The organism is Microbacterium testaceum (assembly GCF_020781835.1).
Lineage (GTDB): Bacteria > Actinomycetota > Actinomycetes > Actinomycetales > Microbacteriaceae > Microbacterium > Microbacterium testaceum_H.
Genome location: NZ_JAJGNJ010000007.1, coordinates 182,342 through 194,756, shown reverse-complemented (window position 1 = coordinate 194,756; position 12,415 = coordinate 182,342). Strand labels below are relative to the sequence as shown.

10 protein-coding genes and 1 tRNA gene are annotated in these 12,415 nt (G+C 71.3%); 7 read left to right on the top strand and 4 right to left on the bottom strand.

Going from position 1 to position 12,415, the window contains the following annotated elements:
• Window positions 1-18 precede the first annotated feature (18 nt).
• A complete protein-coding gene (locus tag LL239_RS12095) occupies window positions 19-927 on the top strand; it encodes a DUF2510 domain-containing protein (protein WP_228163682.1) in 909 nt (302 codons plus the stop codon).
• A 3-nt stretch (window positions 928-930) separates the two neighbouring features.
• Here the strand turns inward: LL239_RS12095 and coaBC are convergent, their stop codons facing one another.
• On the bottom strand, window positions 931-2,133 hold the full coding sequence (gene coaBC, locus LL239_RS12090; RefSeq protein ID WP_228163681.1) for a bifunctional phosphopantothenoylcysteine decarboxylase/phosphopantothenate--cysteine ligase CoaBC: 1,203 nt from the start codon (window positions 2,131-2,133) through the stop codon (window positions 931-933).
• Window positions 2,134-2,300: 167 nt separating this feature from the next.
• Between coaBC and LL239_RS12085 the strand changes: the two genes are divergently transcribed.
• The 3 genes from LL239_RS12085 (at window position 2,301) to LL239_RS12075 (ending at window position 4,092) form a co-directional block, all read left to right on the top strand.
• Complete coding sequence (locus tag LL239_RS12085) at window positions 2,301-3,035, top strand: NRDE family protein (RefSeq protein WP_228163680.1); 735 nt, start codon at window positions 2,301-2,303, stop codon at window positions 3,033-3,035.
• A 16-nt stretch (window positions 3,036-3,051) separates the two neighbouring features.
• Window positions 3,052-3,124: transfer RNA gene (locus LL239_RS12080), tRNA-Arg, on the top strand.
• Window positions 3,125-3,228: 104 nt separating this feature from the next.
• Window positions 3,229-4,092: a DUF4436 family protein gene (locus LL239_RS12075; protein WP_228163679.1), complete on the top strand. Its 864-nt coding sequence runs from the start codon at window positions 3,229-3,231 to the stop codon at window positions 4,090-4,092.
• 104 nt (window positions 4,093-4,196) lie between these two features.
• Here the strand turns inward: LL239_RS12075 and LL239_RS12070 are convergent, their stop codons facing one another.
• Together LL239_RS12070 and LL239_RS12065 are read right to left on the bottom strand one after the other, a co-directional pair.
• Window positions 4,197-4,481 carry a Fe-S cluster assembly protein HesB gene (locus LL239_RS12070; RefSeq protein ID WP_228163678.1) on the bottom strand — a complete coding sequence of 95 codons (285 nt, stop codon included), beginning with the start codon at window positions 4,479-4,481 and terminating at the stop codon, window positions 4,197-4,199.
• Between the two features lie 126 nt (window positions 4,482-4,607).
• A complete protein-coding gene (locus LL239_RS12065; RefSeq protein ID WP_228163677.1) occupies window positions 4,608-5,459 on the bottom strand; it encodes a response regulator transcription factor in 852 nt (283 codons plus the stop codon).
• Window positions 5,460-5,597: 138 nt separating this feature from the next.
• Here LL239_RS12065 and LL239_RS12060 point away from each other — a divergent pair, with 138 nt between their 5' ends.
• Both LL239_RS12060 and LL239_RS12055 read left to right on the top strand, forming a co-directional pair.
• Window positions 5,598-5,948, top strand: a complete 351-nt coding sequence (locus LL239_RS12060) for a DUF485 domain-containing protein (protein WP_228163676.1) — start codon at window positions 5,598-5,600, stop codon at window positions 5,946-5,948.
• Window positions 5,945-7,561 (top strand): solute symporter family protein, encoded by a 1,617-nt coding sequence (locus LL239_RS12055; RefSeq protein ID WP_228163675.1) that lies wholly within the window; start codon window positions 5,945-5,947, stop codon window positions 7,559-7,561. Before LL239_RS12060 ends, LL239_RS12055 begins: the two co-directional genes overlap by 4 nt.
• Before the next feature lie 164 nt (window positions 7,562-7,725).
• Here the strand turns inward: LL239_RS12055 and LL239_RS12050 are convergent, their stop codons facing one another.
• Complete coding sequence (locus tag LL239_RS12050; RefSeq protein ID WP_228163674.1) at window positions 7,726-8,253, bottom strand: methylated-DNA--[protein]-cysteine S-methyltransferase; 528 nt, start codon at window positions 8,251-8,253, stop codon at window positions 7,726-7,728.
• A 199-nt stretch (window positions 8,254-8,452) separates the two neighbouring features.
• Here LL239_RS12050 and LL239_RS12045 point away from each other — a divergent pair, with 199 nt between their 5' ends.
• On the top strand, window positions 8,453-12,160 hold the full coding sequence (locus tag LL239_RS12045) for an AAA family ATPase (RefSeq protein WP_228163673.1): 3,708 nt from the start codon (window positions 8,453-8,455) through the stop codon (window positions 12,158-12,160).
• Window positions 12,161-12,415 lie beyond the last annotated feature (255 nt).

Genomic DNA, 12,415 nt, shown 5'->3' with positions numbered 1-12,415 from the left:
CATCACAGGGGGAACGACATGACCGACACGCCCACTCCGCCCGACGGCTGGTACCCCGACCCGGCGGGGAGCGGCGGCCTTCGCCGCTGGAACGGCACCGCGTGGACCGATGAGGTGCGTCCGGCGGCCGGCGAGGTTCCCGCGGCCGCGGAGGCGCCGGGCGGTGCCCCCGTCGAGCCCTCGCCCGCGGCCGGGACCGACGCCCCGACCGTGGAGTCCCCGGTCCCACCCGCCCCCGTCTCGCAGCCCGTCGCGCCGCAGGCCGCGACCTCGCCCGTTCCGCCCACCTCGACCACGAGCGCTCCGGCGTATTCGAGCGCCCCGGCCTACCCCGGGACTTCCGCCTCTTCGAGCGCCCCGGCCTACCCCGGATCGGGCGCTCCCGCATACCCGACGGCCCCCGCCGCGCCGTCGGCGGCGGCGCCCGCACGCAGCGACATCCCCACCGACACCGTCTGGATCTGGCTCGTCGTTGCGCTGCCGCTCGTGTCGCTGCTGGCGTTGTTCCTGTTCGACTGGTCGGCCTACGTCCAGGAGTCGATCTACGCTTCGCTCTACCCCGAGCAGGCGCCCTACGCGGCGGCGGCCACTTTGACGGTCACCGCCGGGGCATCCGCCTTCAGCTTCGTCGTCGCGGCCCTCACGGTGCTGTTCTCGTTCCTGGATTGGCGGCAGCTGCGCGCCCGTGGCATCCAGAAGCCGTTCCACTGGGCGTGGAGCTTCTTCGTCTTCGCCATCTCCAGCGGTGGTGTCTACATCATCGGCCGTGCGGTCGTCCTGCGACGTCAGACCGGTAAGGGACTCGCTCCGGTGTGGGGCTGGATCGCGGTGATGCTCGTCACCGTCATCGCCGGCGCGATCTGGGGGGCCGCGCTCCTGAACACACTGCTCCCGCTCATCGAGCAGCTGCAGTACTACGGGTACTGAGTCTCAGCGCGCCCGCATCTCCCGGATCGCATCCAGGAGGGCATGAGCGGTGTCGTCTTTGGAGCCGGATGCCGAGGTCACGACGTCACCGTCGCGCCCGACGATCGTGAGGGCGTTCTCGGCCGACTCGAACCCGCGTGTCCATCCCACGGCGTTCGCGGCGAGCAGGTCGACGCCCTTGCGGGCGGCCTTGGCCCGCGCCCGTTCCACGAGCTCTTCGTCGTCGTCGACGGTCTCCGCGGCGAACGCGACGATCGTCTGACCGACGCGCCGCGCGGCGACGAGCCCGGCGACGATGTCGCGGTTCTCGACGAGCTCGAGCGTGAGCGCCCCGGGGGAGTCCTGCTTGCGGAGCTTGCGGTCCGCCACCGCGGCGACGGAGTAGTCGGCGACCGCCGCGGCCATCACGATGACGTCGGCGTCGGCGGCGGCGGCATCCATCGCCCGTCCGAGTTCGTCCGCCGTACCCACCGCGATGACCTCCACCCGCGGATCGGGTCGGACATCGGCGTCGAGGTGAGCGGCGACGAGGGTGACGTCCGCCCCACGGTCGGCGGCGGCGCGCGCGATCGCGACGCCCTGGCGACCGCTGGACCGGTTGCCGAGGAAGCGCACCGGGTCGATGGGTTCACGGGTGCCGCCGGCGCTCACGAGCACGGAGACCCCGGCAAGGTCCCGCGGGCGTTCGACCAGCGCGAGTGCGGCCGCGGCGATCTCCTCCGGTTCCGACATGCGACCGGGGCCGCTGTCGCCTCCGGTGAGCGCGCCGTCGGCCGGGCCGACGACGTGCACTCCGCGGGCCCGCAGCACCTCCATGTTGTGCACCGTCGCGGGGTGGCGCCACATTTCGGTGTGCATCGCGGGAGCGACCACGACCGGCGCGGTCGTGGCCAGAAGCGTCGTGCCGAGGAGATCGGATGCCAGACCCGCTGTCATGGACGCGAGCGTGTTGGCCGTGGCCGGCGCGACGATGACGAGGTCGGCGGCCTGGCCGAGTGCGACGTGACGCACCCGCGCCACGTCGTCATGCACCGAGGTCGTGACGGGGTTGCGGCTGATCGCCTCCCACGTGGGCAGTCCGACGAAGCGCAGCGCGTCCGCGGTGGGGACGACGTGCACGTCGTGCCCCGTCTTCACCAGCAGCCGCACCAGGGCCACGGTCTTGTAGGCGGCGATGCCCCCGGTCACTCCCACGACGACGAACATGGGCCCAGTCTCCCAGGTGCGGGGCCCCGCGGGTGCGCCCGGGACAGGCGATGCGCCGGAACAGGGCGTCATCCGCACGATCGGCCCGTCGCCCTGGCATCCCGTGTCCCGGCGACGGCCGGACGCCGCCACGCCCGGGCCGCTCCGACCCCGGTAGCGTGGAGGGAATGTGCACCGTGGTCGTCGACGTTCCGCGCGAGAGCGGTCAGCCCGTCCGCGTGCTCGCCGTCCGCGACGAGGATCGGCGCCGGCCCTGGCGCGGTCTCGGCGACTGGTGGCCCGAGCAGCCCGGTGTTCTGGGCGTGCGCGACGACCGGGCCGGCGGCGCCTGGCTGGCCGTGGACCCCGGCGCCCGGCGCCTGGCGGTGCTGCTGAACCGCGAGGATCTGTCACAGCGATCGGATGACGAGGTCGTCACTCGCGGCGGCATCCCGTTGCAGGCTGTCGCGGGAGTGCTCCCGGAGACTCCGGCGACCCGCGGGTTCAACCTCGTGGAGGTCGATGCCGACGGCGCCAGCGTCGTGGAGTGGGACGGCCTCACGGCCCGGCGCACCCGCCTCACGCCCGGCACGCACATGGTCGCCCACCACAGCCCCGACGACCCGGCAACCCCGCGCATCGGGCGGTGGCTCGAGGACTTCCGCCGTGTCGGCGTCGCGGACGGCGAGGGCTGGTGGGAACCGTGGCTCGAGGTCGTCGCGGCCTCCACGGCCGACCCGTCCACGTCGGTGCTGCGCCGGGATGCGCATGACGGGCTCGTGCTCGAGTCGCTGCTGGTGTGCGCCGCCGCGGTCGGCGCCGAGGGCATCGACGTGCGGGAGGCCGTGCTGTCCGAGCCCGGTGAGTGGGACGACGCCCTCCCCGAGCGCCTGCGCGCCGGCATCGCGGCCCTTCCGCAGTAGGCTGGACGGCAGCCCCGCCTCCGTAGCTCAGGGGATAGAGCGCCGCACTCCTAACGCGGGCGTCGCAGGTTCGAATCCTGTCGGGGGCACCCAGATCGAGGCCGTGGCACCACGGCGGGCGCCGGTGCGGCGGCGACCGCGTCGAAGGGCGGAGCGCACCGCCCCGGACTCTGCCCTCTGCCACACTGGCTCCGTGAGCAGCTCCGCGTCCCCTCGCCGCCGCCCCATCCTGTGGACCGTCGTGTGCGTCGTGCTCTTCGCGGCGCTGTACGCCGCTGTCGTGTGGCTCTACGCCGGCAGCGGCGACGTCGTGACCACCGGCGAGACGGAGACGACGGGCGAGACGGTCGCGTTGTCGATGACCCCCGAGAAGATGGATGCCACCACCAACCGGTTCACGGTGTCGGTGCTGCCCACGCAGGGCGAGGACGGCACGGTCACGAACGGTCTGGTGGCATGGCGTCCGTTCGGCGTCCTCATCTCGGCGGTCGCGGGGTCGAAGGCGACCGAGTACGCGGCGGACGATCTCATCGCGCCCATCGAGACCTCGTTCGTCATGGAGGGGCGGATCGAGAACTGGCCCTTCGACCGCTATGCCGTGCGTTCGATCATGATGGCGATCGAGGAGGATGCCACCGGTGAGCCGGTTCCGCTCCCGACGACGGTGCAGACCTCGAAGCGCGGCATCCCGGGTTGGGACATCGCCGTGACGGAGACGCCGCTGGGAGAGGGCGTCCTCGCCGTCGATATCGCCCTGACGCGGTCGGGATCGACCATCGCGTTCGGTATCGTGCTGCTCTCGCTCATGGTGATCATCCCGGCCCTGGTGCTGACGGTGGCCGTGCTCGTCCTCCGGGGCCGCCGCAAGGTCGAGGTGACCGTCATGGGATGGATGGGCGCGATGCTGTTCGCGACCATCCCGCTCCGGAACTTCCTGCCGGGTTCCCCGCCGATCGGCTCGTGGATCGACTACCTCATCGTGCTGTGGGTGCTGGCGGCCCTCGTCGCGGGGCTCGTGCTGTTCGTCATCGCGTGGATACGACGGGGCCCCGCGTGACCGCTGCGGGAGTCGGGTGCCCGACCGTCGTCACCTGATCGGGGAGAGTCCGCCCGTGCGCGACGATGCCCCGGCGCGCGGCCGGGGCATCGTCGTACGGCGGGTCAGGCCGGCGTGGTGACGGCGAACTGCACCGACCCCTGCCCATCGACCTGCGCGTCGAGCACGCGGTCGTCGAGCACCTGCGCGGCGTCGGCGTCGAGGAAGACACGGGCGCCGGAGTTCTCGACGACGGCGTCCTCGGGCTCAGGCCCGTCGACGACGGACAGGCGGAACTGCGACTCGGGTGAGCCGGCGCCCTCGATGCGCACACCGCCCTGGGCGGCGTCCGGCAGCTGGGCGGCGATGGTCTTGACGGCGGTGGTGGCCTCTTCGGTGAGCGTCAGCATGGGTGACTCTCCTTCTGTGTCGACGTCAGGGGCCAGCCACGATTCCGAGAATCCGCGGCGGTCTCAACCTCACGGCGCCATTGCCAGGGGATTCCCACGGAGCGCTCAGGGGCGCTCCGCAGTCGGTCAGGGGAGCAGTCCGACGCGGCGCGCCCGGGCCACCGCAGCATGCCGGGTCGAGGCATCCAGCTTCGACATCGCCGATGCCAGATACGACTTGACGGTCGTCTCCCGCAGGTTCAGGGATGCCGCGATCTCGCCGTTCGTCGCCCCGACCGCCGCGCACGCCAGTACGTCGAGCTCGCGGCGGGAGAGGTGGATCCCCTCCCGATCCGATGCCGCGGGTGCGTCGCCCGACAGCGCGGCCAGGCGAGCCTCCAACTCTTCGAGACGGCGACGCACGCTCTCGTCGTCGACCGTCGCGGCGATGCTCCGCAACTGGGCGTAGCTCTGCCGGATCTCCTCGCGCGCCCCCGCGCTCAGGCCGTCCTCGCCGGAGGTCGCGGCGGCCAGGCGCCGGTCGACCTCATCGCGTACGCGCAGCTCGGTCCCCAGCTCGCCGGCGATGTCGAACGCGGGACGGGCTTCGCGCTCGCCGAGGGGCGCTTGCGCCCACGACCCGCAGTACAGGACGCCGCGGGCGTCGCCCCGGACGAGGACGGGCACGGCGAACAGCGTGGCGATGCCCTCGCCCAGGATCGCCCGGTCGTAGTCGTGCGTGATCGTCCGGGCGGTCCGGTAGTCCAGGGCCAGGCGCGGACGCCGCTCCACGAGGGCTCGACCGCCCAGGCCGCGCTCGGCGTGGACGACGAGGCCTTCGATGCTGCGCGTACGCGCGCCCACGATGGTGGAGACGTGGACGGCACCGTTGTGCTCCAGACCGCCGAAGGCGACGGGAAAGTTGGTCCGTCGGGCGAGCTCGATCACGGCGCGCGACACGAGCGTCGCGTCGTCACGGAGTGCGCCCGATGCTCCCACGAACTACCTACTTCCGGGGGTGACGGCTGCGTCGCCGCCTTTCGTAGCGTCGACCCTACCACCGGGAAGGTCCTCCGACCCGGTGTTTTCCCCCTTCCGGTGCTGCGTTGCACCGGTCTCATGAGGCAAGGAGGCCACATGACGGACAGAAGGATCGACGGCGCCCCGGGCGGCGTCGACTACATCGCGGTCGAGGAGTCCGCCCCGTTCCGGGAGCTGAAGAGGCGTCAGCGCAGCTTCGTGTTCCCGATGGCCGTGGCATTCCTCGTCTGGTACTTCGTCTACGTGCTGCTGTCGTCGTTCGCACCGGCCTTCATGGCGCAGCCGGTGTTCGGGGCCGTGACGGTCGGGCTGGTGTTCGGACTCGGCCAGTTCGTCACGACCTTCGCGATCACCATGGGCTACGTCGCCTACGCGAACCGTCGGCTGGACCCGGGGGCGGAGCAGCTGCGGGATGAACTGGAACGCGCCGAACGGGGTGAGGCATGAACGAGGTCTTCGGCGCCGTGCACGCTGCGGTGCAGACAGTGGAGAACAACCCCGTCCTGAACATCTCGATCTTCGGGGCGTTCGTGGCCGTGACGCTGTTCATCGTGATCCGTGCCAGCCGCAACAGCAAGACGGCAGCGGACTACTACGCGGCCGGACGGTCGTTCACGGGACCGCAGAACGGGTTCGCGATCGCCGGCGACTACCTCTCGGCGGCATCGTTCCTCGGAATCTGCGGCGCCATCGCGATCAACGGCTACGACGGGTTCCTCTATTCGGTGGGATTCCTGGTGGCCTGGCTCGTGGCGCTGCTGCTGGTCGCCGAGCTCATGCGGAACACCGGCAAGTTCACGATGGCCGACGTCCTGTCGTTCCGCCTCAAAGAGCGGCCGGTTCGTATGGCGGCCGCGATCACGACGCTCGCGGTGTGCTTCTTCTACCTGCTGGCGCAGATGGCGGGTGCGGGTGGCCTCGTCTCGCTGCTGCTGGGCATCACCGAGCGCGTGGGCCAGTCGATCGTGGTGGCGGTGGTCGGCATCCTGATGATCGTGTACGTGCTCATCGGCGGGATGAAGGGCACGACCTGGGTGCAGATCGTCAAGGCGTTCCTGCTCATCGGAGGGGCCGTGGTCATGACCATCTGGGTGCTGGCGATCAACGGATTCAACCTCAACACGCTGCTCGAAAGCGCGGTGGCCGCATCGCCCAAGGGCGAGGCGATCCTCGGACCCGGTCTGCAGTACGGCGCCAACCCGTGGGACTTCATCTCGCTCGCGTTGGCCCTCGTGCTCGGAACGGCGGGCCTCCCGCACGTCCTGATGCGCTTCTACACCGTCCCCACGGCCAAGGAGGCGCGGCGTTCGGTGGTGTGGGCGATCTGGCTGATCGGCCTGTTCTACCTCCTCACGCTCGTGCTGGGCTACGGCGCCGGCGCCCTCGTCGGACCCGAGGTCATCCTGGCCGCTCCCGGGGGAGTGAACGCCGCGGCGCCGCTGCTCGCCCTTGCGCTGGGTGGGCCGATCCTGCTCGGGTTCATCTCGGCGGTGGCCTTCGCGACGATCCTGGCGGTCGTGGCGGGTCTGACGATCACGGCGGCGGCGTCGTTCGCCCATGACATCTATGCCAACGTCGTCAAGAAGGGCAACGTCCCGCCCGACGGCGAGGTCAAGGTCGCTCGTCGCACGGTGATCGTCATCGGCATCCTGGCCATCGTCGGCGGCATCGGCGTGCAGGGCCAGAACGTGGCGTTCCTGGTGGCGTTGGCCTTCGCCGTGGCGGCCTCGGCCAACCTGCCGACGATCCTGTACTCGCTCTTCTGGCGCCGTTTCAGCACGCGCGGCGCCGTGTGGAGCATGTACGGCGGTCTGGGCTCGGCCCTCGTGCTGATCCTGCTCTCGCCGGTGTTCTGGGGCACGCCCACGAGCGTGTTCGTCAACACCGGCGTGGCGATCTGGCCGCTGAACAACCCGGGCATCGTGTCGATCCCGCTCGGCTTCCTCCTGGGGTGGCTGGGCTCGATCACCTCGAGCCGGAAGGAGGATGCGCGCAAGGCGGCCGAGATGGACGTGCGCTCCCTCACCGGCTTCGGTGCGGAGAAGGCCTCGAGTCACTGATCCGCCACCGACGTCGCCCGGCCCGGCATCGCCCCGGGCCGGGCGCGTCGTGTCGCCCGCGTGTTTCGCGTCGTGTCGCCGAGGCTCGGCGGCCGGGTCTTCCCTGCGCCGTGCCTCGGCGTCCGTGCCCCACCGGCGTTGCGGTGTCGACGACGCGGATGGGTCTACGCCGGTGCGCGCAGCCGATCGGCGACGCCGTTCTCGAGGTCGAGCAGGAAGTGCTTCACCTCGGGGTGACCGCCGTACTCGCCGATCGATCCGTCGGCGCGCACGACGCGATGCACCGGCACGACGATCGAGAAGGGGGTGTGCGCGCAGGCGGTCCCGACCGCCCTCGCCGCGCCCGGAGAGCCGGCCATGATCGCGACCTCGCCGTACGAGGCGACCTCACCGTAGGGGATCCGCCGCGTCGCCTGCAGCGCTGCGCGTGCGAACCCGTCGATCAGTCTCCAGTCGAGCGGAATCTCGAAGCTCCGACGCCGGCCGGCGAAGTATTCGTCGAGTTGCGTCATCGCCTCTCGCGCGGGCTCCGGGTCGGCATCGGGCACGACGCCGAGGCGATGCGCGATCGCCGCGCGCGCCACCTCGAGACCGTCGTGGGCCACATCGAGGCGCACGAGCGCGTCATCCACGAAGGTCAGCAGGATCGGGGCGAACGGGCCGTCGTAGACGGCGCTGGTGACTGTGCTCATTCCTTCATCCTCATCACGCGACCCGACCGCCGCGGGGGCGGCGGGCGATCGGTGGATGCTTCTGCGGTTTCGACCGCGGGGGAGGAGGTGCTGATCCGCCCGGCGTGTCGCGCAATCAGGCGAAACTCGGGCCTGCTGCGCGTCATCCGTGGGTGCCCGGCTTAGTCTGGCAGGTGTGTGGCGAGCTGAGGACGGCGTCGTGACGGGCGCCGAAGGCGACGTTCCGACGTCGATCGATCCGGGCGAGCTGCGACTGTCGGAGCCCGGCATCGTGGTTCGTCACGTCGCCGACCCCGAACGCGAGCGGATCCGCTCCGAGGCGGCGGCCCTGGGCGGGCGGTCGACGCTTCTGCGATTCGATGACGCTCAGGACGCGGGTATCGACATCACCAAGGCCCATCCGGGTTCGCTTCCGCAGTTCATCACGGGACGCGCGACGCTGCTGTCCAACCTCTTCCGAGACGAGGTGGCTTTGCGCACAGCGCGCATGGCCGCCGAGCGCATCACGGCGAAGAACGTCGAGCTGCGTACGGCGCGCGGACTCGAGCCCGTGCACCTGGCCGTCGGGCTCGCTGCCTGGAAGATCGGGGGCGTGGAGTGGTCCGCCCCCGTGCTGCTTCGCCCGCTCGCGATCCGGCGGCACAACGGAGACTTCGAGCTCAAGCTGCACGGCGCATTCGTGATGAATCCCGAGCTCGCACGCGCGTTCCGCACGCACCTCGGCATCCCGATCGACAGCACGGCGCTCGCGGGCCTCGCGTACGACCAGGGCGTGTTCAAGCCGCAGCCGGTCATCGACCACCTGCGTCGGCTCACGACGCATGTCCCCACGTTCGTCGTTCACCCGCGCCTGGTCATCTCGTCGTTCGCAGACGTCGGCTCAGGCATGGCCCGCGACACCGAGCACCTCGACGCCACGCTGCTCAACGCCCTCGCCGGGCACCCCGACGATCGCGCCCGCATCACGGTCCGTCCCGCCGACCCGGTGGTGACCAGCCCCGACGAGAGGGCCCCCGCGGCCGACACCCTGCTCCTGGACGCCGATGCCGAGCAGGAGCGCGTCCTCGCTCGGATCGCGGCCGGACATTCCCTCGCCGTGCACACGCTGCCCGGCACGGGCGGTACGCAGACGATCATCAACGCGATCGGTCAGTGCGTGCACGCCGGCAAGCGCGTGCTGGTGGTCAGTGCCCGCCGGTCCACCCTCGATGGCATCCGGCACCGTCTGGCCGGTGTCGGCCTGACGGGCCTCGCGGTCTCGCCCACCCACGTCCGACGCGATCTCATCCGCGCGATCGGCCGCAACGAGAAGGCCGAGCAGCCGAAGGTCTCCGAGATCGATGACGCTCTGGTCCGCCTGCGCGCGGTGCTGCGCGACTACCGGTCCGCCGTCACCGAGCCGCACCTGGCGTTGGGCGTCTCGGCGCTCGATGTCCTCCGCGCGCTGACGGCCCTGGCGTCCCTCTCCCCAGCCCCCTCCACGAGCGCCCGCTTCGATCTCGCGACCCTCGAGCGGCTCGCCGGACGACGCGACGCGGCGGCCAGGGCGCTCGCGACGGCGGCACGGCTCGGGGAATTCCGCTTCGGGCCCGACGACTCGCCCTGGTACGGCGTGAGCTTCACGCGCACGGAGGACGCCCGCGCCGCTCACGATCTCGCCGCGAAGCTTCACTCGCAGGACGTCCCGCGGCTGCTGGAGCGCGGCTACGAGCTCATCGCACAGACCCGCATGCGCCCGTTCCAGACGGTGTCGGAGCTCGGGGCCTACCTGAAGCTGCTGCAGGGTATCCGCGAGTCGCTCGATCGTTTTAGCCCGACCGTGTTCGAACGTCCGCTGGGTGAGCTCATCGACGCCCATTCGCCGCGACGGGATTCGTCCGCGATGAGCGGTCCGAACCGTCGACGCCTGCGCCGTCTGTCGAAGGAGTACGTGCGCCCGGGCGTTCACGTGCCCGACATGTACGAGGCTCTCGTGCGCATCCAGCAGCAGCGCACCGAGTGGCAGCGTGTGGTGGACGCGGGCGTCACGCCCGAGGTCCCGCTGGGCCTGGCCGACGTGCACGTCGCCTGGCAGCGTGTCGATGCGATGCTGGGTGAGCTCGACCAGATCCTCAAGCGGCAGGGCTCGGACCGGCTCGCGACCCTGCCCGTCCAGGTCCTCGTGCGCACGCTCGCCGGACTCGCCGCCGAGTCGACCTTCTTCGACAACCTCGTCGAGCGCGCGCAGCTGCGCGGCGAACTCGCGCGGCTCGGACTCGAACAACTCCTCGTCGAGTTGTCGGTGCGGCACGTACCCGAGGAGCGGGTCGGCGAAGAGCTCGAGTTCGCGTGGTGGCAGTCGGCCCTCGAGCACCTGCTGCGCACCGATCGCGCGCTCCTGGGGGCCAACACCAGCGTGGTGGACCGCCTCGAGCGCGACTTCCGGCTCGTGGACGAGGCCCACGCCGCAGCGGCGGGTCCGCTTCTGGCCGCCGAGCTGGCGAAGCAGTGGCGCATCGGTATCGTCGATCACCCCGACGAGGCCGCGGCGCTCAAGAGCGCGCTGAAGGACGGGCTGCACACCGCCCAGGAGATCTCGGATGCCGCGCCCACGCTGCTGCGCACCCTCGCGCCGGTCTGGCTGGCTTCCCCCTACGACGTGCCCGATGTCCCCACCGACCTGGCTTTCGACATGGTCATCGTCGCGGACGCCGCCGCGCTGTGTCTCGCCGAGGCGGCGCCGGCGCTCCTGCGCGCGCGCCAGGTCGTGCTGTTCGGCGACCCGGTGGTGCAGAAGCCGACGCTTTTCCGCGTCAGCGCATCGCTCGCTGCCGGGGTGGACGACGACGCCGACGACGTCCCCTTCGACGAGGTGTCGGTGTTCGAGCGCATCGCCGAGCTCCTCCCGGTCGACACACTGACACGCAGCTACCGCGCCGGCGGCGAGGATCTCGCGCAGCTCGTGAACGACGCCTTCTACGGCGGCGAGATCGTCTCGCTGCCCTGGGCCGGTTCGTACCTCGGTCGCGGGAGCCTCAGCGTCGATTACGTCGAGAACGGCGTCGGCGCACCGGATCCGGTGACCGGGGCGGTCGAGAGCCCGGACGCCGAGGTGGCGCGCGTGGTGACGCTCGTCGTGGAGCACGCGGTGAACCGCGCTTCCGAGTCGCTCATGGTCGTGACCGCCAGCCGCAAGCATGCGGAGCGCGTGCGCGCGGCCGTCGAGGCGGCGCTCGCGGGACGATCGGACGTCGCGGCGTTCATCTCCCGGGATGCCGCCGAGCCCTTCGCCGTGCTGACCCTCGAGGAGTCGGTGGCCGAGAGCCGCGACCGCGTGGTGTTCTCGCTCGGTTTCGGCCTGACCCGTCACGGGCGTGTGCTCAGTGACTTCGGCGACCTGTCCACCCCGGACGGGGAGCGGCTGCTCACCGTCGGCATGACCCGTGCCCGTCGGTCCATGGTGATCGTGTCGTCGATCCGCCCCTCGGCGTTCGACGACGGACGTCTCGAGCACGGCGCGGCCACGCTCATGGGCATCCTTGGGAACGTTGCGGGCCGTGGACGCGAGTCGCGACTGGAAGACCTGGCCGATCCGTTGACCCGCGCGCTCGCGCGCGAGCTGCGGCGACTCGGCGTCGAGGTCGATCTGGACTACCGCGGTCTGCTGCCTCTCGTGGCTCGCTACCGCGGAAAGGCCGTCGTGGCCGAGAGCGACCCCGAGACCATCGGCGAGTCCCTCCGCGAGACGCTGCGGCTCCGACCGCAGATCCTGCGTCGGTTGGGCTGGCACTACGTGCGCGTGCACGCGTTCGATCTCTACAGCGACCCCGCGGGCGTGGCATCCCGTATCGCGGAACTGCTCGGCGCCGCACCCGACGACACGACAGCCCCCGGCACGACGACCGAACCCCTCGACCTGCCCGGGTGAGTGCGGTGGGGGAGACTCCGGATGCCACCGAACCCGCCGTTCGACCGGCCTCGGCCGCACGGCCCGATGGCGCGGCTGCGCGGCAGCCCATCGTCAAGGTGAGGGGGTCCCGCCGTGCGCGGCTCCTTCCGGCGCCGGGCACGAGCGCGGAACCGGCGCCCGCCGATGACCGCACCCGCGAACGGCCGGCATCGCCCGCGGCATCCGGCCCGAACGACGCGCAGCTTCTGCGCGACGTGCCGCCGCATTACTGAC